Below are 19,933 nucleotides of genomic sequence, written 5' to 3' on the forward strand. Positions count from 1 at the left end.
GGCGGACCCACCCCGGACCGGTGCCGAGGACGCGGACCGACCCGGACCGGTGCCGACAAGGCGGACCGACCCGGACCCGAGTTCACCGACCGGTGGTCACAGCTCCTTGACCCGGATGTCGCGGTACGACACCACGTCCGTCGTGCCGTGGACCTGGAGGCCGATGTAGCCGGTGGCGTACCGCCGGCCGTCCGTGCCGGGGTCGCCGTCCCGCGCGGGCCGGAACTCCTGTCCGCCGGTGTTGTCGAACTCGTTGATCAGCACGCCGTTGCGGAAGACCGAGTAGTGCTGGCCCTCCACCCGGATCTCGTAGTCGTTCCAGGTCCCCTTGGGGGTGACCCCCGCGCCGCCGAGCCCCACCCGGTCGAACCCGTAGACCGAGCCCGTCTTGTACATGTCGCCGTCCGGCCGGTCCAGGATCTGCACCTCGTGCCCGAACTTGATGGCGACCCACTCGGGCCGCGACTCCTCCGGGTGCTCGTGGACGTACGGGAAGCGCACGAACACACCAGAATTGGCGTGCCCCGTGCCCGGGGCGTCGTCCCGCCACCGGAGCTTCAGCGAGAAGTCCCCGTACTGCCGCCGGGGGAACCACAGCATGCCCATGCCGGGGACCGTGGTGCTGCTGGTCATCGAGCCGTCACCGTTCAGGGCGAACGCGCCGCCGCCCACGTGCTGCCATGCGGAGAAGGTCTCCGCCGAGCCGTCGAAGAGCGTGCGGTAGCCCTCGGTCCGGCCGGGCCTGCCGATTCCGGACTCCTTGGCCGCCCGGTGGACCGTCCGGTGCTCCCGCGCGTCGATCACCCCCTCGGCCAGCAGCCTGTCGAGCACCGCGTCCACGTGCTTCAGGAACAGCGCGTGCGAGGACCAGTCCTTCTCGTCCTCGATGAGCTCGTTGACGGTGCACCGGCTGCGGGTCATCCGGTTCGGTACACCCGAGTCGACCGTGCCGACGATGACGGTGAGCCGCTCGTCGTGCTCGGGGCAGGCGGGCGCCGGGACCCCGCCCCCCTCCGCCACGTCGAAGCTCACCCGCTGCGCCGCCGAGGTGTTGCCCGCCTTGTCCGTGGCCCGGTGCAGCACCGTGTGGTGGCCCACCCGGTCGACGACGACCGGCGCCGTGTACGCCAGGTACGGCCCGCCGTCCAGGGAGTACTCGATCCGGTCCACCCCCGAGCCGCCGGAGTCGGTCGCCGTGACCGTCACCGTGGCGCTGGTGATGTACGCGCCGTCCGAATTCCTCCCGCCCGTCACGCCGGCCGCCGTCGTGGGCGGCGTCCTGTCCTGCGTGGGCGGCGCCACCACGGTGAACTGCACGGACTTCTCCGCCGCCACGTTCCCCGCCCGATCGGCCGCACGGTACCGCACGGTGTGCCCGCCCACCTCGTGGACCATGACCGGCGCGGTGTACGCCTGCCAGGCGCCGCCGGCCCCGATCGCGTACTCGATCGTGTTGACCCCCGAGCCGGTGTCGGACGCGCTGACGGTGACCGTCGCCATCCCCAGGTACCGGCCCTGGTCGTCCTTCTCGCCGCTCACCGTCGCCGACGTCTCCGGCGCGGTCCTGTCGTCGGTCGGGGGCGCCACCACACGGAAGTCCACCACCTTCTCCGGGGACGTGTTCCCTGCCTTGTCGGTGGCCCGGTAACGGATGGTGTGGCTGCCGACCTCGTGGACCATCACCGGGGCGGTGTACGCCTGCCAGGGCCCACCGGCCCCGATCGCGTACTCGATCCTCGCCACGCCCGAGCCGCCGTCCGTCGCCGAGACGGTGACGCCGGCATGGCCGATGTACGCGCCGCCGGCGTCGCGCTCCCCCTCGACCTTCACCGAGGTCTCGGGCGCGGTGGTGTCCTCGCCGCCGCCCGGGTCGGTCACGGTGAGGATGCCCTGCATGGCGCCGTGTCCCGGGATCGTGCAGTGGAAGCGGTACCGGCCGGGCGTCAGCGTGACCTGGGCGGTGTGCCTGCCGCCCTGGCCGTCGCCGGGATTGGCCAGGATGTTCAGCTGGACGTCGTTGTTGTACTCGGGGTCGGAGACGTCGAACGTCAGGGTGTGCGGCATTCCGGTGGTGTTGCCGGTGGCCGCGCTGTTCTCGAAGACGATCGTCGCCGGGCCCGCCACCGCGGTGGCCGGGAAGGTCAGGTAGCGGTCGATGGGGTCCCCGGCGGTCCAGGTGAGCACCTGCTCCGCCGCGGCCGCCGGGCCCGCCGCGCCCGGGTCCGGGCGGCCGTGCGCCGCCGTGGAGGTCAGCCCCAGCACCATCAGCAGCGAGGCGAGCAGGGCCGTCCACAGAGTGGGTGAGCGGTGCCTCACTGCGCTGCCGCCTTCCGCGCGAGGTCGTCGGCGGCGGGCGTCGGCCCGCCACCCTTGTAGGTCACGCGCCACAGCGCGGACCTGGAGTCGGAGGTGAAGAAGCCGCGGCCGTAGTCGAGGACGTACAGCGAACCGTCGGGGGCGAACTTCCAGTCCATCAGGTTGCGGATGCCGTTCGCCCCGACCGGGATGATCTTCTTCAGCGACTCGGCGTGGGCGGGCAGTCCGCCCTTGCCGATCGTCCTCGGGTCCATCAGGACCGCGTGGCGCGGCTGGTCACCGTCGTAGAAGTCCCCCACGAACCACTTGCCGTCCCAGTACTCCGGCCACTTGACCGTGCTGGGGGACGCCGCGTCGTACCGGTACACCGGACCGTTCATGGTCGCCTGGCCCCCGCCCTTGAGCCACGGCAGGAGCAGCTTCTGCTCCTCCGTGCGGTAGCTGGGGACGCCCCGGGCGTCGCGGGGGTAGTCCACACCGCCCCCCTGGGGCGAGTACCAGATGGAGTTCGGCGTGACGGGCGGCAGGTTCACCAGCCCGTCGTTGTGCGGCGACTCGTTCCTCGGCGCGGCGCAGTCGTACCAGCCGAGCGGCTTGTCCGGGTCGGGCAGGTTGCGGTCCCGGTAGGGCTGGTTGTTGCCCATGCAGTACGGCCAGCCGTGGTTGCCCGCCTTGGTGATGGCGGCGAACGTGTCGTACTTGGCCGGCCCCCATGTGGTCGACGGAGCACCGGCGTCCGGGCCGACCCACCCCGCGTACAGGATGTCCGTCGTCCGGTCGACGAAGATGCGCGCGGGGTTGCGCACGCCCATCACGTAGATCTCGCCGCGCGTCTTGCCGCCACCCTCGTCCGTCTCCCTGCCGGTGAACAGGTTGCCCTCCGGGAGGGTGTACGTCCCGTCGTCCTCGGGGTGGATGCGCAGGATCTTGCCGTTGAGGTTGTTGGTGTTGCCGGACGTCCGGCGGGCGTCCGCGAAGGAGACGCCCTTGAAGCGCGGTTCCGGATTGTTGCCGGAGTAACCGGAGCTGAAGCCACTGGAGTTGTTGTCCCCCGTGGCGATGTACAGGTTGCCCTTGGAGTCCCACGTCATGCCACCGCCCGCGTGGCAGCAGCTGTGGATCTGGACCGGCCATTTCAGCAGCACCTTCTCGCTGGCCGGGTCCAGCTTGTTGGTGGCCAGGTCGAGGGTGAAGCGGGAGACGTACCGCTCGGCCATGCGGGTGTCGCGGTCGATCCTGGAGTGGGGCGTGTAGTGGAGGTACACCCAGCCGTTGGACAGGAAGCCCGGATCGACCTCGATACCGAGGAGTCCCTCCTCGTTCTTGGTCAGCTCGTCGCCGCCGCCCTTGTTGCCGAAGACCGTCAGCGCGCCCGCGAGCTGCACCTTCTTCGTCTTCGGGTCGTAGACGTGGATCTCGCCGCTGCCCTTGCCGATGTCCGGATCGTTCCAGTCGGTGACCACCGGCCGGGAGGAGTCGGCGCCGCCGCGCCCGATGTACAGGATGCGGCCGTCCGGGGCGGCGACCAGGCCGTGCGGCTCGCCGATCTGGTCGTTCCGTCCCGGCTGGTTGGGCTGGGTGAGCCGCTCCGCGGTGTAGTGGGCGTCGATGCTCGCCTTGCAGTCGGCGCGGGACAGCCGCGTCGTCCACAGCAGCGCGCCGCGCAGGTGCTCGCGGAAGTCGGTCTCGGCGAACGAAGCCGCCGTGCCGCCCATCCCGGTGTAGAAGGAGCGGCCGCCGTCGTAGTCACGGCACCACGAGACGGGATGGTCCCACCCGTTGGCACTCGCCCCCGGCTGGTACGTGCTCTCCCGCACGCGCGCCACCGTGTGCACGGTGCCGGAAGGATTGACCGTCCAGTTCAGCCACTTGTCGGGACGCTTCCAGTGCAGCGGGAGCTGCCGGGTCGCGGGGTGCTGCCGGTCGCCGACCTCGACGGTCGCGCGCTGGACGGCGGCGGGGCTCCCGGCGGCGGGCCGGGCCCCGACCAGGCCGGTGAACCACTCCGAGTACGGCTCCGCGCGGGCCGCGTCATGGATGCCGAGGAAGCCGCCGCCCGCTTCCATGTAGGCCTCCAGGCCCGCCTCCTGCTCCGGGTCGAGCACATCGCCGCCGCCCGTCAGGAAGGCGATCGCGTTGTACCGGCCGAGCCGGCGGACGTCGGTGAAGACCGAGGCGTCGTCCGTCGCATCGATCCGGAAGCGCTGAGCCTCCGGCCCCGACTGCCCGATGGCCTCGATGGCCGCGATACCGGCGTCGACGGTGGGGGGCTCGGCGCCGGCCGAGGCATGGAACACCAGGACGCGGACGGCGGACCCACCCGGCGGTGAGGGCACCGACAACGTTGTCCGCGGCGCGCTCGGACGAGGGTCCGCGGTGGCGGCCGTACCGCCGAGCAGGGAGGCCGTCAGGGCGGCCGCGGCCAGAGCCGCGGCCGCACCGCGGCGGGTTGTCGACCAGTGATGTGGTGCACGGTGCATGTGCTTACCCACCCCTCTGTGGTCACAGCAAACGACGACGAAGCTAGACCTCTTTCCGTGACACGCCAATAGCCTGGCATCAATCGTGCGAACTTTGTCCTGGCTGTGGAAAAACGAATCTCCCGGGGCTACGGTGAGGCCGTTCCCGGGGGCTCCTGCGCCCCGTCAGTCTCCGCACCGTACTGGGGAGTTCGGCATGGACAGACGGAGCTTCAACCGGCGGCTGCTGGCATCGGGGGCGGTCGCCGCGACCGGTGTGACATCGTTGTCCCTCGCCTCCGCGCCGGATGCCGCGTCGGCCGCGACGCCCCCGCGGACCGCTCCGGCGGGCGGCCAGGTGCGGCATCTGAAGTTCTACGCCGAGAAGCTGGCGGACGGTCAGATGGGGTACGCCCTGGAGAAGGGCAAGGCCACCATCCCCGGGCCGCTGATCGAGCTCAACGAAGGGGACACCCTCCACATCGAGTTCGAGAACACCATGGACGTCCCGGCCAGCCTCCACGTCCACGGCGTCGACTACGACACCGCCAGCGACGGTACGAAGCTGAACCGCAGCCACGTCGAGCCCGGCGGGACCCGAACGTACACCTGGCGCACCCACGCCCCCGGCCGCCGCAAGGACGGCACCTGGCGGGCCGGCAGCGCGGGTTACTGGCACTACCACGACCATGTCGTCGGGACGGACCACGGCACCGGCGGCATCCGCAAGGGGCTGTACGGGCCGGTCGTCGTGCGGCGCCAGGGGGACGTCCTCCCCGACAAGCAGTTCACGATCGTCTTCAACGACATGACGATCAACAACCGGCCCGGTCACCGGAGTCCCGACTTCCGTGCCACCGTGGGGGAGCGGGTCGAGATCATCATGATCACGCATGGCGAGTACTACCACACCTTCCATATGCACGGTCACCGCTGGGCGGACAACCGCACCGGCATGCTCACCGGACCCGACGACCCCAGCCCAGTCATCGACAACAAGATCACCGGTCCTGCCGACTCCTTCGGCTTCCAGATCATCGCGGGCGAAGGGGTCGGCGCCGGAGCCTGGATGTACCACTGCCACGTGCAGAGCCACTCCGACATGGGGATGGCCGGCCTGTTCCTGGTGGCCAGACCGGACGGCACGATCCCGGGCTACGAACCGCACCACCCGACGGCGTCGCCCCCGACCTCCGGCCGTCAGGGCCACGCCCACTGACGCCACGTCACCTGCGGCGCGTGCGGGCGTGTCCCGGTGCGGCGCGGCGCCGTCCGCTGCACACTCGGCCCATGCTCACCACCCGTGACCTCGACGGTGCTCCCACCTGGCTGGACCTCGCCACACCCGACCTCGCGGGCGCGGAGTCCTTCTACGCCGGCCTGTTCGACTGGACCCTGACCTCCCCGGCCCCCGGGGCCGGGGCGTACGGCGTGTTCCGGCACGACGGCAAGGCCGTCGCGGGCATCAGGCCCGTCCCGCCCGCGGCGGCGTCCCAGTGGACCGTCTACTTCCGCACCCGGGACGCCGACGCCACCGCCCGGGCGGTGCGGGCGGGCGGCGGAACCGTCGACCAGGAGCCGGCCCACGTCTCCGGACTCGGCCGGACGGCCCTCTGCACCGACCCGGCCGGCGCCGGGTTCGCCGTCCTGCAAACCGGCACCGGCCCGGGCTTCGGCGCGGTCGACGAGCCCGGCGCCCTGTGCTGGACCGAGCTCCACACCCGCGACGTCCCCTCCGCCATGGCCTTCTACGGAGCGGTCCTCGGCGTCGACTCCGCCACCGTCCCGCTCCCCGACGGCACCGGCTCGTACCTGCTGCTCACCCCGCCCGGCGCTGTCCACGACACCTCCTTCGGCGGAGTCGTACCGCTCGCCGCGGGCCCCTCCGGGACGGGCCCGCACTGGACGCCGTACATCGAGGTCCCCGACCCGGACGCCACCGCGGCCCGCACCGAACACCTCGGCGGCACGGTGCGCCTGCCCCCGACGGACCTCGACGGCATCGGCCGCCTCGCGCGGCTGACCGACCCCTACGGCGCCCGCTTCGCCGTCATCCACAGCGGCGCGCCGGGCGGCTGACCCCTTGCCGATCACGCCATGGAGCCCCATGCTGACGAGGAGCGATACGAGGACGCGCGGCGCGCCGCGTTGATCCTTCGTTGAGGAGCTGTTTATCGCTCCGGGGCAGCGTGGTCGGCATGCCGATCAACACCACCGTCCTGACGTCGACCACCAGCCGGCTCCCCTGGCAGGAGACGGCCCTGTGCGCCCAGACGGGCCCGGAGTTCTTCTTCCCGGACCCCGGCTCCTCCACCCGCGAGGCCAAACGCCTCTGCGCCGCCTGCGAGGGCCGCGAGGCGTGCCTCGAGTACGCCCTCGCCCATGACGAGCGGTTCGGGGTGTGGGGCGGGCTGTCGGAGAAGGAGCGGTACGAGCTGAAGCGGGGCGGCCGCTGACGGGCCCGCCGGGCCGCCCGGCGCGATGTCAGCACCAGCGGCGCAGATACCGCCCGCGCCTGGCCAGACCGGCGCGCTCCGCCACGGGCGGGGCGACCGCTGCTGCCGGCGGGCTTTCCTTGGTGAGGACGCGCTGCGGGTAGTGGCCGCCCACGGGCGAGACCACGCCGCCGCAGCGGGGGTCCCCCGCGAACCAGATGTAGGCCGGGTGGTCGTTCCGCTTGGCCCGGAGATCGCAACGGAACGGGGCGGGGAACATGACGACATCGGCCCCGGGACCGAACGAGATCACCATGAGGTCCTCCCTGCTCCGGGGAACATACGTGCAGGGATAGGCGCGCCAGCCGTAGCACCGCAGGATCCGGCCGGTGCGAGCCACGCCGGGAAGAGCCAGGCCCAGGAACAAGGCAGTGACCAGCCCCCCGATGAAGCTCATCACCGTGAGCCCGATGGCGTCGTCGCCGTCGAGGAACCGTGTCGACAGAGCGATGGCAAGGGCGGGCAGGACGAGCGTGCTCAGAAATGCGAGCGTCCGCCGTCTGACGAGCCGGCGGTACCCGGCTTCCGTCGGCGGGTGCTCCCATGCGGTTTTGGCCAGCAGGACACCGGGTGCGGGGCCGGTCACAGCAGTGCCTCCAGGAGCCGGCTCGGACGGACGTCCGCCTGTGGCCGCGGGTCGGGGTCGACGAAGCTCACGGTCCCGGCCACGCCCAGGGCGATCTCGGTGTACTCATCCGCCATCGGCACAGCAGTGGTGGTCAGATCGGTGATCACCACACGGGATCCTTGCGGCCGGGCGATGGCCACGCGGGCCTGGAACACCACGGCGCCGGCTGGAAGGAGGCCCGCGACGTCGCTCACCCGCTGCGGGGGAGCGGGCAGCAGGCATGTCGTCAGAGCAGCCGGCCGTTCACAGGGAAGCGTGAGGAAACGGGCTGCTTGCACCTCGCCGAGGGCCGGACCGGCCATGCGGAGGCCGCATTGAGCGACGGCAAGCGCAGGAGTCGGTGCACCGGTGTCGATGTCGGAAAGCGTCAGCAGGGAAATGCACGGGGCCGCTGCCTCGTCCGCATGCACGCCGAAAGAGGCGTGCATGACGCCACCGAGCCGTGCGTCCTCGAGCATGCGGAGCAAGGCCCGGCTCTCGTCGAGGCGCCGATCCCACGCGCCCGCTGCCGAAGGGAAGGGGGGCGGTTCGCCGTGCAGGCGCTCCCCCAGCTCCTCCAGTCCGTCAAGAGCGACATCGGTGAAACCCGGTGGCAAGCGGAACCAGCAGTCGTCGGTCGCCGCGTCCGTGGTGGTGGGGGGTTGTACCGGGGCCATTCCGGCCTCCTTTCGTCAGGGAGTGAACCGTGCCCAGGCGCGGGCAGCGCTGACAGCATTGGGTGCTTCGGCACCTGCGAGACGAGCACCATCGACAGCGGTCGCGGTTCCCTTTGCCGTCTCGTCGTCGCCCGCGGGGGTGAGGTCCATGCCTGCCGCGGCAAGACCCGTACCGGCCAGGCCGGCGGTGATGGGCCGCGCGGCGGTCGGCCTGGTGTGACGTGCTGCCCACTCCACCAGCGGTTTGGGTGCGTCATTGATGTGCTGCATCGCCGCTGCGGAATCCGTACGCATCACCTGAGCCGCGTCCCGGGCGCTCGCGGACACACCTCGGCCCGCTGCCGTGCCCTGCCGCGCCGCGGCCACTGCGCCCTTCGCTCCCTTGGCCACGGCACCCACCCCTGGCAGGCTCCCCAGAGCGTCACCCCCGAGCGTCACGGCCGCACTCCAGAACTTCGCGTCGAACTTCCCTTCGGTGAAGCCCGCGGCCAAGGCCTTCTGGATCTTCGGGTCACTCGCATGAGTGACCAGCGCGGCCAGACTCAACCCCGCGGCGACGAAGAGCAACGGAACCAGCGCGGTACCGGTCGCGAAGACGGCGATGAGGCCCGCGAGTGCGGACAGGGCGCTCAGGCCGTCCCCCAGATTCCTGTCCACCCACCCCAGTGCCCGGTCCAGAAGCCCCGGCTCCTTCGGTGCCAGCCTGTCCGTCGCCTCGTCCAGGGCCTTGGCGATACGGCTCGCTTCCGCGCGGTGGGTCTCCTCCAGCTCGCGGGCGAGGCGGCGCACGTCGGAGAGGGCTTCCCTCGCCCGGGTGAGGGCGGTCGCCGCGGAGGTGACCTCGGCCGCCGAGGCGTCCGCGCGGGCCGTCGTCGAGGAGTGGGCGGATTCCGCCGCGCGCAGGGCCTTCGCATGGACCCCCGCCCGGGCTTCGTAGCCGCGGGCCGTCGCCTGGTAGGCGACCAGGTCGTCGTGCCACGAGCCCAGCCGGCCCGCCGCCTTGGTCAGGGAGCGGTGGGCGTTGCGCAGGTAGCGCGGGAGGTCGCCCGTCAGGGCCGCGCGGAAGGCGTCCGCGGCGTCGCCCTTCCAGTAGGAGCTCTCGTTCAGCAGCTGGTCCACGAGGCGGTACGCCGTGCCCAGCGCGGACGCGGAGGCCGTCAGCTTCGAGCGGAGCGCGGCGATCTCCGCGGGGCTGCCCGGCGCGGGGTTCCAGCCCAGGTGGGGGAACGACGTGTCAGTCACGGCGCCCCACCGCCCGGAACGCGGCCTCGATGGCTCGCTCGAGCTGGGCGTACCCCTGGTGGCTCAGCCGCACGCCTTCGTGGATCGCCTTGATCCGGACGCCCAGCTGCTCCGCCCCGTACTTCCAGCGGTCCTGGAAGCCGTCGCACGCCTCGTCCAGCTCCTCCGTGCCGAGCTGGTCCGCCCGTACGTGCTCCAGCGCCTGTCTGGCCTCCCCGAGGGAGGTGAGCGATTCCCCCAGCGAACGGGAGAAGCGGCCCAGCTGATCGAGGTCCACACGGAGATCCGGAAGAGCAGAGTCCATGGCCGACCACCCTGGCAGACCGGCGGCAAAGCACAGAAAATGCCGTACCACTCAAGAGTGGTGATCGTTAGGATCACGTGCGCATGGAGCAGCATCAGTGCACAGTCGGCGAGGACGAGCTGGCCGCGTTCGGCCGTACGGTGGAGGGCCTGCGCGCCCTTCCCCTGGACGACCCGATCCGCAAGCGGGGTGAGGAGCTCGCCGCCACCTTCGCCCGCGAGAGCCGCAACAAGCGCCGCAAGGCCCGGCGGCACGCCCGGTCCGCGGCCGACGCCGCGATCTCCGCCGCCACCGCCACCGGCGCGACCGACCGGCGCGAGGACGCGCCGCTGCCCACGCGGCGCGGCACCGTCGGCGAGTACGCCAAGCCGCGGTACTGCTACGTCTGCAAGACGCAGTACCACCGGGCCGACGCGTTCTACCACCGCCTGTGCCCGGGCTGCGCCGCCGACAACGCCGCCCGCCGCGCCCTCACCACCGACCTCTCGGGGCGCCGGGCGCTGCTCACCGGCGGCCGCGTGAAGATAGGGTTCCAGCTCGCCCTGATGATGCTCCGGGACGGCGCCGAGCTCCTCGTCACCAGCCGCTTCCCGCACGACACCCTGCGCCGGTTCCGCGCCGCCGAGGGCAGCGAGCGGTGGCTCGACCGGCTCACGGTCGTCGCCATCGACCTGCGCGACCCCCGCCAGGTCCTCGGCCTGTGCGACCACCTGCTCGCCGACGGCCGGCCGCTGGACATCCTCGTCAACAACGCCGCCCAGACGATACGCAGGCCGCCCGAGTCGTACGCCGCACTGCGCGCGGGGGAGCGCGGCGAGCTGCCGGGGGCCGTCATCACCGCACCCGGACACGCCCCGGCCCTGCCGGCCGCGACGGGCGGCGCCCTCGCTCTCGTACTCGACGGCGAGAGCGGCTTGAGCGGCTTGAGCTGCGACAAAGGCGTGCAGGGCGCGACGGACGAGGCCGGGCTGCTGCCCGACCCCGCACCGCGGAACTCCTGGTCCGTACGGCTCGGGGAGCTCGACCCCGCCGAGCTGCTGGAGACCCAGCTCGTCAACGCCCTCGCGCCGGCGCTGCTCTGCGACCGCCTGCTGCCGCTGCTGCTCGCCTCGCCGCACCCGCGCCGCTACGTCGTCAACGTCACCGCGGTGGAGGGCCGGTTCGCCGTGCGCAACAAGACGGCGGGTCACCCGCACACCAACATGGCCAAGGCCGCGCTCAACATGCTCACCCGCACCAGCGCCGAGCAGCTCGCCACCCAGGGCGTGCACATGTGCAGCGTCGACACCGGGTGGATCACCGATGAGAACCCCGCGCCCCGCAAGGCGCGGATCGCCGCCGCCGGTACGCGCACGCCGCTGGACGTGGTGGACGGCGCGGCCCGCGTCTACGACCCGATCGTGCGGGGCGAGGCGGGCGCGCCGGTCGCCGGGGTGTTCCTGAAGGACTACCGGCCGGCGGCCTGGTGAGGCGTGCGGCCGGGGTCAGCCGGTCAGCCGGCCGCGCGTGCCGCCAGCCGGGCCTTGCGCGCCGCGAGCTTCTCGTCGAACTTCCGCGCCTCCGTGTCCAGGCCGTCCATGTACAGGCCCAGCTCCTCCTGCGCCTTCAGGCCCTCCGGGCCCAGCCCGTCGATCTCCAGGACCTTCAGGAAGCGCAGGACCGGCTGCAGCACGTCGTCGTGGTGGATGCGCAGGTTGTAGATCTCGCCGATGGCCATCTGCGCGGCCGCCCGCTCGAAGCCCGGCATGCCGTGGCCGGGCATCCGGAAGTTGACGACGACGTCCCGTACGGCCTGCATGGTCAGGTCGGGGGCGAGCTCGAACGCGGCGCCGAGCAGGTTCCGGTAGAAGACCATGTGGAGGTTCTCGTCGGTCGCGATGCGCGCCAGCATCCGGTCGCAGACCGGGTCCCCGGACTGGTGTCCGGTGTTGCGGTGCGAGATGCGGGTCGCGAGCTCCTGGAAGGCGACGTACGCGACCGAGTGCAGCATCGAGTGCCGGTTGTCCGACTCGAAGCCCTCGCTCATGTGCGCCATCCGGAACTGCTCCAGCTGGTCCGGGTCCACCGCCCGCGAGGCGAGCAGGTAGTCGCGCATGACGATGCCGTGGCGGCCCTCCTCGGCGGTCCAGCGGTGCACCCAGGTGCCCCACGCGCCGTCGCGCCCGAAGAGGGTGGCGATCTCGTGGTGGTAGCTGGGCAGGTTGTCCTCGGTGAGCAGGTTCACGACCAGCGCGATCCTGCCGATGTCGGTCACCTTGGACTGTTCGGGCTGCCAGGCTTCGCCGTCCTCGAAGAAGCCGGGGAAGTTCCGGCCGTCCGACCACGGGACGTACTCGTGCGGCATCCAGTCCTTGACGACCTTCAGGTGGCGGTTGAGCTCCTTCTCGACCACCTCCTCCAGGGCGTACAGCAGCCGGGCGTCGGTCCACGCGTCCGAGCTGCCGAGGTGGGGAGAGGTGAGGGTCATGCGGTTGCTCCTGGGGACGGGGCTGGGGAAACGGAATTGCCGGGGGTGTTACCTACGGCTTCGTAGGTTACGAGACCGTAGGTTAAGCGCGTCGTAAGGCTCAGCCAAGCCCGGGTCCGGGGATGTGTCGTTACGGTCGGTTATGAGTACAGGTCGCGCAGGCGGACGGAGAGGCAGGTCACGCACCCTTCGAGCTTCTCGAACTCGCTGATGTCGACGACGACGGGCGTGTACCCCAGATCGGCGAACAGCTCCGCCGACTTCGGCGCGCTCGCCGACATCAGCAGCCGCCCGCCGCCCAGGAGCACCACGTGCCCGCCGGCCTCCTCCGGCACCGGCAGGAAGCGAGGGAAGAGGGAGGGCTCCTCGACCAGCGGCCCGTACCCGACGACGGTGCCGTCCGGCAGCGCCGTCACCGCCGATTTCAGGTGCAGCACCGTGCTGACCGGGACGGTGACGACCCGGGCGCCCAGCGGCTCGAAGGCCGCGCGCAACTGCTGCACGCCCGCCCCGTTCGTACGGCCGCCCCGCCCCACGTACACGGTGTCGCCGATCTTCAGAACGTCGCCGCCGTCGAGCGTGCCGGGCTCCCACACCCAGTTGACCGAGCAGCCCAGCCGCGCCACGGTCTCCTCGACGGCAGCCGTCTCCGGACGCCGCGACGCGGCACCGGGACGGGTGATCAGCGCGACGTTGCGGAACATCACCACCGTGTCCTCGACGAACACTCCGTCCGGGCAGTCGTCGGCCGGCTCCACCTCGACGGTCTCCCAGCCGTGCTCGCGCAGCGCGCCGACGTACTGCTCCCACTGCGCGAGTGCCCGGACGGGGTCCACGGGCGTGCGCTCCAGATGGGTGACCAGGCCCTCGGCGAGGCGCGGGCTCGGGCGGCGGACCAGGGCTCTCGTGCTGGGCATGGCGGCCTCCAGGAGTCGCTGACCGCCGTCCCCTACCCCGTCCGGGCCCTCCTACGCGAACCACCCGTCCGCGCCCTCCCGCGCGACCTGCCCGTCCCGGCCGTGCGGGCCGTGCGCCGCGACCCGCTGGCATACGGCGGCCGGTCAGCGCTCCATGAGCACCTCCTCCGCCGTCGTCGGGCGCAACTCGCCGTCCAGCAGCAGCCACCGCGTGATGCCGATCGACTCCAGGAACGCCACGTCGTGGCTGGCCACGATCAGCGCGCCCTCGTACGCGTCCAGCGCCGCCGTGAGCTTCCGTACGCTCGCCATGTCCAGGTTGTTCGTCGGCTCGTCCAGCATGAGCAGCTGCGGTGCCGGCTCGGCCAGCAGCAGCGCGGCCAGTGCCGCACGGAACCGCTCGCCGCCCGACAGCGTGCCGGCCGGCTGGTCGGCACGCGCGCCGCGGAACAGGAAGCGTGCGAGCCGGGCCCTGATGTGGTTGGCGGTCGCCTCGGGCGCGTACCGGGCGACGTTCTCCACCACGCTCAGCCGGTCGTCGAGGACGTCGAGCCGCTGCGGCAGGAAGCGCAGCGGAACGTGCGCCACCGCCTCGCCGGCCAGCGGTTCCAGCTCCCCGGCGATCGTCCGCAGCAGCGTCGTCTTGCCCGCGCCGTTGCGCCCGACCAGCGCGATCCGTTCGGGGCCGCGCAGCTCCCACTCGCCGGCGACCCGGGCCCCGTACCGCAGCTGCAGGTCGCACAGCCGCAGGACGCTCCGGCCCGGCGGGACCGTGGTGTACGGCAGTTCGACGCGGATCTCGTCGTCGTCCCGTACCGCCTCCACCGCCTCGTCGAGCCGTTCCTTCGCCTCGGCGAGCTTCTGGGTGTGCATGATGCGGTGCTTTCCGGCCGACTCCTGGGCCGCCCGCTTGCGCGCGTTCATCACGATCTTCGGTTCGCGCTTGGTGTCGAACATCTTCTGGCCGTACCGCTTGCGCCGCGCCAGCTTCACGTGCGCGTCGGCGAGTTCCCGCTTCTGGCGCTGTACGTCGGCCTCGGCCACGCGGACCATCCGCTCGGCCGCCTCCTGCTCGGCGGCCAGCGCCTCCTCGTAGTCCGCGTAGTTGCCGCCGTACCAGGCCACTTCGCCGTCGCGCAGGTCGGCGATCCGGTCGACCAGTTCCAGCAGTTCACGGTCGTGGCTGACGACGACGAGGACGCCGGACCAGGCGCTGACGGCCGCGTGGAGCCGGCGGCGCGCGTACAGGTCCAGGTTGTTCGTCGGTTCGTCGAGCAGCAGCACGTCCGGCCGGGCCAGCAGGAGGGCCGCCAGTCGCAGCAGCACGCACTCGCCGCCCGACACCTCGCCGATGGTGCGGTCCAGGCCGATGTGCCCGAGCCCGAGCTGGTCGAGCTGGGCACGCGCCCGTTCCTCCACGTCCCAGTCGTCGCCGACGGCCGTGAAGTTCTCCTCGCTCGCGTCACCCGCCTCGATGGCGTGCAGCGCGGCACGGGTGGCGGCGATGCCGAGCGCCTGGTCGACGCGGAGCGTGGTGTCGAGGGTGGCGTTCTGCGGCAGGTACCCCACGTCGCCCGCGATGCGGACCGTGCCGTGGGACGGCGCGAGTTCGCCGGCGATCAGTCTCAGCAGGGTCGACTTGCCGGAGCCGTTCAGGCCGATCAGTCCGGTCCTGCCAGGTCCGACGGCGAGCTGGAACCCGTCGAGGACCTCGGTGCCGTCCGGCCAGGAGAAGGCGAGGTCGGTGCAGGTGATGAAGGTGGGGGATGAAGACATACGGGTCTCCCTGTTGCGTGGAAGGGGTGGTGTGCAACGGGTGAGACACCGCGGGCGGTTGTGGCCGCTGTCGCGGGACGGCTCGTACGCCGAGGTCGTACACATCAGCGCGCACAATTCCGCCGAACGCGGCTGTGCGACACGGTGTCTCAAGACCTCAGACGAGCAACGTCCTGCTCCGATCGACGACAACAAGGGCCGGGAACGACGTTACGGCGCGTACGCCTCCGGCGGCAACGGAATTATCGATGGACGCTCCTGCGGCGCGCCTCCGGGAGCCGTGCCGCTCGGTGGGCGACGTCAGCAGGCGTCGCGCAGCAGCTCCCGCAAGTCCTGGTCGATGTCCAGGAACCGGTGCTCGCAGCCGTCCGGCACCAGGTGCCGCGCCCGCTGCAGGAAGCGGCGCACCTCGGAGGTGCGCACGTGCACCATCGCGACGCCCTCCGGCGCGTGGAACTCCACGACCGTCCGGTCGTAACCGAAGGGGCGGACGCGGACGTCCCCGCAGCCGGCCGGAGCGTCGACGCCCGCCGCCAGCAGCTCCCGCGAGAAGGCCCAGGACACCTCGACGCCCTCCAGGGTGGCGGGGGCCGGGAAGGCCATGCGTACGGCGAAAGGATCCCGGCGGTCGTAGCACAGGGTGGCCGGAACGGTCTCCATGCAGGGCGCGGACGCGACCAACCGGGCCTCCACGGCCTGCTCGATGACAGTGGACAAGGCCTGCTCCCTCACGCGCGGCTTGGGTTCGTCGTTACACAGGGGAGGACGATGATTTCGGCCATGGCGTGCATTGACGGGTGACGTGACCTGTGTCACCGTCCGGCGCCATGACGTCCATGGGGAACACGAGACGAACGGTGGCGCTGGGACTGAGCGGCGCGGCGCTGGTGGCCACGCTGGGCTCCGCTCCCGCCGAGGCGGCCGCGGAGCCCGCCCGGTCCCCCGGCTGGGTGCTGAAGCCCACCGGTACGGAGGCACGGTTCCGGGGGCTCGCGGCGGTCAGCCGCACCGGTGCGTGGGTGGCCGGGTCCCGCGGCACGGTGCTGCGCACGGAGGACGGCGGTCGCAGTTGGCGGAACGTGTCGCCGGCGGGCGCCGACGGCCTGGAGTTCCGCGACATCGAGGCGTTCGGCGAGCACCGCGCGATCGTGCTCGCCATCGGCGAGGGGGAGGCCTCGCGGATCCTGCGCACCGAGGACGGCGGCGCGACCTGGACGGAGGCCTTCCGCAACACCGACCCGCGCGCCTTCTACGACTGCGTCACCTTCCTCGACCGCCGGTACGGACTCGCCCTGAGCGATCCGGTGGACGGGAAGTACCGCATCCTGTCGACCCGGGACGGCGGACGCTCCTGGCACGTCCTGCCGGACACCGGCATGCCCGCAGCGCTCCCCGGGGAAGCGGCTTTCGCCGCGAGCGGCCAGTGCCTGGTCGGTTCCGGCCCGAGGGACGTCTGGCTGGCCACCGGAGGAGGTGCCACCGCGCGTGTGCTGCATTCCCGGGACCGTGGCCTGAACTGGACCGTCAGCGACTCCACCCTGCCGGCCGGAGACCCGGCCCGCGGGGTGTTCGCCCTCGCCTTCCGCGACCGGCGGCACGGCATCGCCGTCGGTGGCGACTACCGGACGGGACAGCCGTCACCGCAGGCCGCCGCGGTCAGCCGGGACGGCGGACGCACCTGGCGGCAGGCGCACACACCGCCGCCCGCCTATCGTTCGGGCGTCGCCTGGCTGCCGCACACCCGGTCCGCCGCGCTCGCCGTCGGCCCGACCGGCACGGACCTGACCACGGACGGCGGACGCACCTGGCGGACGGTGGATCCCGGTTCCTACGACACGATCGACTGCGCCTCCGACGCCGGGTGCTGGGCGGCGGGGGAGAAGGGCCGGGTGGCACGCCTGGAGCGCCCCAGCGAGAGCGCCCGGCCGGGCGACCCGGGTGAGCCGGCCGGGTGAGCCGGACGTTCCGGCCACGGGCCGGTCGCGGTCCTGACCCGAGGCCCTGCGGCCGCGGGCGGTTCGCGGACGTGGAGCGCCGGCCCGGTCACCGGCGCTTGCGGGCGCCCGGCGCGGGCGGGTCGGGGCCCTGACTCAGGGCCCGGCCATGGGCGGGTGCGGGCGCCCGGCGCGGGCGGGATCGTGGTCCCGGAGCGACGGCCCGGTCACGGGCCGGTGCGGGCTTCCGGCAGGGCCGCCCCGCCCGGCGGGCGCAGGCTCAGACGAGCGGCTGCTGGCGGTACGGGGACAGCTCGGGCGCGGTCCTCGTCGCGACGAACTCCGTGATGCGGTACACGCACACCTCACCCGTCACGAAGGGGTCGGTGGACGCGATCTTCTCGATCCGCGCGCGGTCGTCCCCGACGGCGAGGATCACGCCCCCGTCACGCGGGTTCTTGCGGCCCGAGGCGATGAACGTGCCCGACGCGTAGTGCTCGTCGAGCCACGCGACATGGGCTTCCAGGAGCGCGTCGACGCGCTCGATCGGCCCGGTATAGGTCAATTCCAGTACGAACATGCGCGCAAGGCTATAAGGCCCGGAACCCGACGCCCCGGTGGGAGGGGCCTCCCGGGGGCAGGGCCGCCCCCGGGGAGCCGGCGCCGCGGCCGTAAGGTGGCGTCACCATGACGATCATCCACACGCCCGACGGCTGGCCGACCGACGAGGCCGCGGCCCTGGCCGTCCAGGACGAGCTGCGGGGCCGTGTCGTCCTGGACGAGCAGGGCCCGCTCCCCGGCACCGTCCCCATCACCGGCGTCGACGTCGCCTACGACGACGAGCGCGACCTCGTCGCCGCCGCGGCCGTCGTCCTCGACGCCAGGACCCTCGCCGTCGTCGAGGAGGCCACCGCGGTCGGACGGGTCTCCTTCCCGTACGTCCCCGGCCTGCTCGCCTTCCGGGAGATACCGGCTGTCCTCGCGGCCCTCGACGCCCTGACCACCGCGCCCGGCGTGGTGGTGTGCGACGGCTACGGGCAGGCCCACCCGCGCCGCTTCGGGCTGGCCAGCCACCTCGGCGTCCTCACCGGCCTGCCCGTCATCGGCGTGGCCAAGAATCCCTTCACCTTCACGTACGAACAGCCCGCGCCGGAGCGCGGCGCCTCCAGCCCGCTGCTCGCGGACGGCGAGGAGGTCGGCCGGGCGCTGCGCACCCAGGACGGTGTCAAGCCGGTGTTCGTCTCCGCCGGACACCGCGTGACCTTGGCCGGCGCCTGCGCGCACACGCTGCACCTGACGCCGCGCTACCGCATCCCCGAGTCCACCCGCCGCGCCGACGCGCTGTGCCGGCGGGCCCTGAAGGAGGCGACGGCCTGAGGAGGCGACGGCCCGGCCGGCGGGGGCCGGCGAAGGCCCCCGCGGTTGCTTCTGCGCCGGGTGGGCCGTCGCCCCGCAACTCCCCGGGCGGCGGCGAGCCGCCGGGCTCAGCGCGCGTCGGCCACGCGGAAGACGATGCCGGCCGCCCGCAACCGCTCCAGCAGCGCATCGCCCATCGCCACGGCCGTCGTGACCTGCCCGGACGTCGTCGCCAGCGGATCGAAGGCGAGGCACAGCGCCGACTCGGCGAGCATCTTCGCCGTCTCGTCGTAGCCGGGGTCGCCTCCCGAGACCTCCGTGAACACCCGCCGGCCGCCGCCTTCGCCGACGAACCGCACCGAGAACCAGCTGCGGGCCCGGCGCTCCGGGTCGGGGCCCTGCCCCGGCTCGTAACGCTCCATCAGCCACCGCCGTACGGCGGGCACCTGGGCCAGCGCGACACCCGCCCCCGCGGCCGCCACCCCGCCGAGCGCCATCGGCAGGGTCCGGACGGCCGCGTAGTGGCGGTAGCGGAAGTCCGGCCCGTAGCGGGGCAGGGCCGCCGCCGAACGCTGCACGATCCGCGGGTCCACGGTGGGCAGCGGCAGCGCCCATGCCCCCGTCTCCCGGCTGAACCGCGGCCCGCCGAGCGGTGCCCGCGCCCGTCGGCCCACCAGCCGCGGCTCGTGCAGCCGTCGCTCCCTGGCCGCCCGCAGCAGGTGCTGCCCCCGGCCCATGGCGGTCAGCGCCGACGCGAGGGTGCCCCCGGAGAAGAGGGCGTTGGTGCGGACGAAGCCGTCCACGCGCAGCGGCACGCCCTCCGGCAGCTGCTGGACGGTGAAGTACACGCCCAGATCGTGCGGGACCGAGTCGAAGCCGCACGCGTGCACGAGCCGGGCCCCGGTCTCCCGTGCGCGCGCGTCATGGCGCACGTACGTCAGATCCACGAACTCCGCTTCACCCGTCAGGTCCAGGTAGTCCGTGCCCGCCTCGGCGCAGGCGGCCACCAGGGCCTCGCCGTACCAGACGTACGGGCCGACGGTGGTCACCACGACCCGGGCGGACTCGGCGAGCTCGCGCATCGCCCTGGGGTCGGAGGCGTCGGCGCACAGCAGCGGCAGCTCGGCACACGCCGGCGCCAGGTCGGCGAGCCGTTCGCGCAGCGCCTCCAGCTTGTCCCGGCTGCGCCCGGCGATCGCCCAGCGGCAGCCGGCGGGGGCGTGCGCGGCGAGATATCGGGCGGTCAGCTCCCCGACGAACCCGGTGGCCCCGAAGAGTACGACGTCATATGCCCGTTCCGTGCCGTCCCGTGTGTCCATCCAGCCCTCCGCCGTCCCAGGGGTCCCATACGTGCAGTGTGCAGCGCGCTGTTGTCGGAGGCAG

The 19,933-nt window shown here is 72.5% G+C and carries 18 protein-coding genes; 6 read left to right on the forward strand and 12 right to left on the reverse strand.

The window, feature by feature from the left end; translation table 11 throughout:
* Window positions 1-96: 96 nt before the first annotated feature.
* A complete protein-coding gene (locus tag IH00_RS0116600) occupies window positions 97-2,265 on the reverse strand; it encodes an OmpL47-type beta-barrel domain-containing protein (RefSeq protein WP_078887804.1) in 2,169 nt (722 codons plus the stop codon).
* Window positions 2,266-2,312: 47 nt separating this feature from the next.
* Complete coding sequence (locus tag IH00_RS0116605; RefSeq protein ID WP_078887788.1) at window positions 2,313-4,796, reverse strand: ThuA domain-containing protein; 2,484 nt, start codon at window positions 4,794-4,796, stop codon at window positions 2,313-2,315.
* A gap of 196 nt (window positions 4,797-4,992) precedes the next feature.
* On the opposite strand from IH00_RS0116605, the gene IH00_RS0116610 reads away from it, so the two are divergent.
* The 3 genes from IH00_RS0116610 to IH00_RS0116620 all read left to right on the forward strand — a co-directional run bounded on the left by IH00_RS0116610 (window position 4,993) and on the right by IH00_RS0116620 (window position 7,231).
* On the forward strand, window positions 4,993-5,994 hold the full coding sequence (locus IH00_RS0116610) for a multicopper oxidase domain-containing protein (protein ID WP_039947011.1): 1,002 nt from the start codon (window positions 4,993-4,995) through the stop codon (window positions 5,992-5,994).
* Between the two features lie 71 nt (window positions 5,995-6,065).
* A complete protein-coding gene (locus tag IH00_RS0116615; protein WP_031074280.1) occupies window positions 6,066-6,854 on the forward strand; it encodes a VOC family protein in 789 nt (262 codons plus the stop codon).
* Between the two features lie 119 nt (window positions 6,855-6,973).
* On the forward strand, window positions 6,974-7,231 hold the full coding sequence (locus tag IH00_RS0116620) for a WhiB family transcriptional regulator (protein WP_031074281.1): 258 nt from the start codon (window positions 6,974-6,976) through the stop codon (window positions 7,229-7,231).
* Between the two features lie 28 nt (window positions 7,232-7,259).
* Here IH00_RS0116620 and IH00_RS0116625 read toward each other — a convergent pair whose 3' ends face one another.
* From IH00_RS0116625 to IH00_RS0116640, 4 genes are all read right to left on the reverse strand, one after another.
* Window positions 7,260-7,856, reverse strand: coding sequence for a magnesium transporter (locus IH00_RS0116625; RefSeq protein WP_031074283.1), 597 nt, complete (start codon window positions 7,854-7,856; stop codon window positions 7,260-7,262).
* Window positions 7,853-8,356: a hypothetical protein gene (locus IH00_RS0116630; protein ID WP_158827838.1), complete on the reverse strand. Its 504-nt coding sequence runs from the start codon at window positions 8,354-8,356 to the stop codon at window positions 7,853-7,855. The genes IH00_RS0116625 and IH00_RS0116630 overlap by 4 nt, the downstream gene beginning before the upstream one ends.
* Before the next feature lie 213 nt (window positions 8,357-8,569).
* A complete protein-coding gene (locus IH00_RS0116635; protein WP_052411424.1) occupies window positions 8,570-9,796 on the reverse strand; it encodes a hypothetical protein in 1,227 nt (408 codons plus the stop codon).
* Window positions 9,789-10,100, reverse strand: coding sequence for a hypothetical protein (locus IH00_RS0116640; protein ID WP_031074290.1), 312 nt, complete (start codon window positions 10,098-10,100; stop codon window positions 9,789-9,791). The genes IH00_RS0116635 and IH00_RS0116640 overlap by 8 nt, the downstream gene beginning before the upstream one ends.
* An 83-nt stretch (window positions 10,101-10,183) precedes the next feature.
* Here IH00_RS0116640 and IH00_RS0116645 point away from each other — a divergent pair, with 83 nt between their 5' ends.
* The gene (locus IH00_RS0116645) at window positions 10,184-11,569 is read left to right on the forward strand and encodes an SDR family NAD(P)-dependent oxidoreductase (protein WP_031074293.1); all 1,386 of its coding nucleotides are present in this window, start codon (window positions 10,184-10,186) and stop codon (window positions 11,567-11,569) included.
* Between the two features lie 23 nt (window positions 11,570-11,592).
* On the opposite strand, the gene IH00_RS0116650 is transcribed toward IH00_RS0116645, so the two are convergent.
* The 4 genes from IH00_RS0116650 to IH00_RS0116665 form a co-directional block, all read right to left on the reverse strand.
* The gene (locus tag IH00_RS0116650) at window positions 11,593-12,567 is read right to left on the reverse strand and encodes an acyl-ACP desaturase (protein WP_031074294.1); all 975 of its coding nucleotides are present in this window, start codon (window positions 12,565-12,567) and stop codon (window positions 11,593-11,595) included.
* A gap of 140 nt (window positions 12,568-12,707) precedes the next feature.
* Complete coding sequence (gene ddaH, locus IH00_RS0116655) at window positions 12,708-13,484, reverse strand: dimethylargininase (RefSeq protein WP_031074296.1); 777 nt, start codon at window positions 13,482-13,484, stop codon at window positions 12,708-12,710.
* 144 nt (window positions 13,485-13,628) lie between these two features.
* On the reverse strand, window positions 13,629-15,260 hold the full coding sequence (locus IH00_RS0116660) for an ABC-F family ATP-binding cassette domain-containing protein (protein ID WP_031074297.1): 1,632 nt from the start codon (window positions 15,258-15,260) through the stop codon (window positions 13,629-13,631).
* A gap of 300 nt (window positions 15,261-15,560) precedes the next feature.
* Window positions 15,561-15,977, reverse strand: a complete 417-nt coding sequence (locus IH00_RS0116665; protein WP_031074300.1) for a spore wall synthesis regulator SsgD — start codon at window positions 15,975-15,977, stop codon at window positions 15,561-15,563.
* Between the two features lie 110 nt (window positions 15,978-16,087).
* Here IH00_RS0116665 and IH00_RS0116670 point away from each other — a divergent pair, with 110 nt between their 5' ends.
* Window positions 16,088-17,215 carry a WD40/YVTN/BNR-like repeat-containing protein gene (locus IH00_RS0116670; protein WP_078887789.1) on the forward strand — a complete coding sequence of 376 codons (1,128 nt, stop codon included), beginning with the start codon at window positions 16,088-16,090 and terminating at the stop codon, window positions 17,213-17,215.
* Window positions 17,216-17,474: 259 nt separating this feature from the next.
* Here IH00_RS0116670 and IH00_RS0116675 read toward each other — a convergent pair whose 3' ends face one another.
* A complete protein-coding gene (locus IH00_RS0116675; RefSeq protein ID WP_031074304.1) occupies window positions 17,475-17,774 on the reverse strand; it encodes a YciI family protein in 300 nt (99 codons plus the stop codon).
* 107 nt (window positions 17,775-17,881) lie between these two features.
* Between IH00_RS0116675 and IH00_RS0116680 the strand changes: the two genes are divergently transcribed.
* Window positions 17,882-18,571 (forward strand): endonuclease V, encoded by a 690-nt coding sequence (locus IH00_RS0116680; protein WP_031074305.1) that lies wholly within the window; start codon window positions 17,882-17,884, stop codon window positions 18,569-18,571.
* A gap of 107 nt (window positions 18,572-18,678) precedes the next feature.
* Here IH00_RS0116680 and IH00_RS0116685 read toward each other — a convergent pair whose 3' ends face one another.
* A complete protein-coding gene (locus tag IH00_RS0116685) occupies window positions 18,679-19,869 on the reverse strand; it encodes a saccharopine dehydrogenase family protein (protein WP_031074307.1) in 1,191 nt (396 codons plus the stop codon).
* Window positions 19,870-19,933 lie beyond the last annotated feature (64 nt).

Origin of the sequence: Streptomyces sp. NRRL S-118 (genome assembly GCF_000716335.1) — a bacterium.
Lineage (GTDB): Bacteria > Actinomycetota > Actinomycetes > Streptomycetales > Streptomycetaceae > Streptomyces.

What these genes read in the sequence shown, in the direction of transcription:
- IH00_RS0116600 (WP_078887804.1), bottom strand. Translation starts at nt 2,265, where the DNA reads ATGGTGCTGGGGCTGACCTCCACGGCGGCGCACGGCCGCCCGGACCCG.
- IH00_RS0116605 (WP_078887788.1), bottom strand. Translation starts at nt 4,796, where the DNA reads ATGCACCGTGCACCACATCACTGGTCGACAACCCGCCGCGGTGCGGCC.
- IH00_RS0116610 (WP_039947011.1), top strand. Translation starts at nt 4,993, where the DNA reads ATGGACAGACGGAGCTTCAACCGGCGGCTGCTGGCATCGGGGGCGGTC.
- IH00_RS0116615 (WP_031074280.1), top strand. Translation starts at nt 6,066, where the DNA reads ATGCTCACCACCCGTGACCTCGACGGTGCTCCCACCTGGCTGGACCTC.
- IH00_RS0116620 (WP_031074281.1), top strand. Translation starts at nt 6,974, where the DNA reads ATGCCGATCAACACCACCGTCCTGACGTCGACCACCAGCCGGCTCCCC.
- IH00_RS0116630 (WP_158827838.1), bottom strand. Translation starts at nt 8,356, where the DNA reads ATGCTCGAGGACGCACGGCTCGGTGGCGTCATGCACGCCTCTTTCGGC.
- IH00_RS0116640 (WP_031074290.1), bottom strand. Translation starts at nt 10,100, where the DNA reads ATGGACTCTGCTCTTCCGGATCTCCGTGTGGACCTCGATCAGCTGGGC.
- IH00_RS0116645 (WP_031074293.1), top strand. Translation starts at nt 10,184, where the DNA reads ATGGAGCAGCATCAGTGCACAGTCGGCGAGGACGAGCTGGCCGCGTTC.
- IH00_RS0116650 (WP_031074294.1), bottom strand. Translation starts at nt 12,567, where the DNA reads ATGACCCTCACCTCTCCCCACCTCGGCAGCTCGGACGCGTGGACCGAC.
- ddaH (WP_031074296.1), bottom strand. Translation starts at nt 13,484, where the DNA reads ATGCCCAGCACGAGAGCCCTGGTCCGCCGCCCGAGCCCGCGCCTCGCC.
- IH00_RS0116660 (WP_031074297.1), bottom strand. Translation starts at nt 15,260, where the DNA reads ATGTCTTCATCCCCCACCTTCATCACCTGCACCGACCTCGCCTTCTCC.
- IH00_RS0116670 (WP_078887789.1), top strand. Translation starts at nt 16,088, where the DNA reads ATGACGTCCATGGGGAACACGAGACGAACGGTGGCGCTGGGACTGAGC.
- IH00_RS0116675 (WP_031074304.1), bottom strand. Translation starts at nt 17,774, where the DNA reads ATGTTCGTACTGGAATTGACCTATACCGGGCCGATCGAGCGCGTCGAC.
- IH00_RS0116680 (WP_031074305.1), top strand. Translation starts at nt 17,882, where the DNA reads ATGACGATCATCCACACGCCCGACGGCTGGCCGACCGACGAGGCCGCG.
- IH00_RS0116685 (WP_031074307.1), bottom strand. Translation starts at nt 19,869, where the DNA reads ATGGACACACGGGACGGCACGGAACGGGCATATGACGTCGTACTCTTC.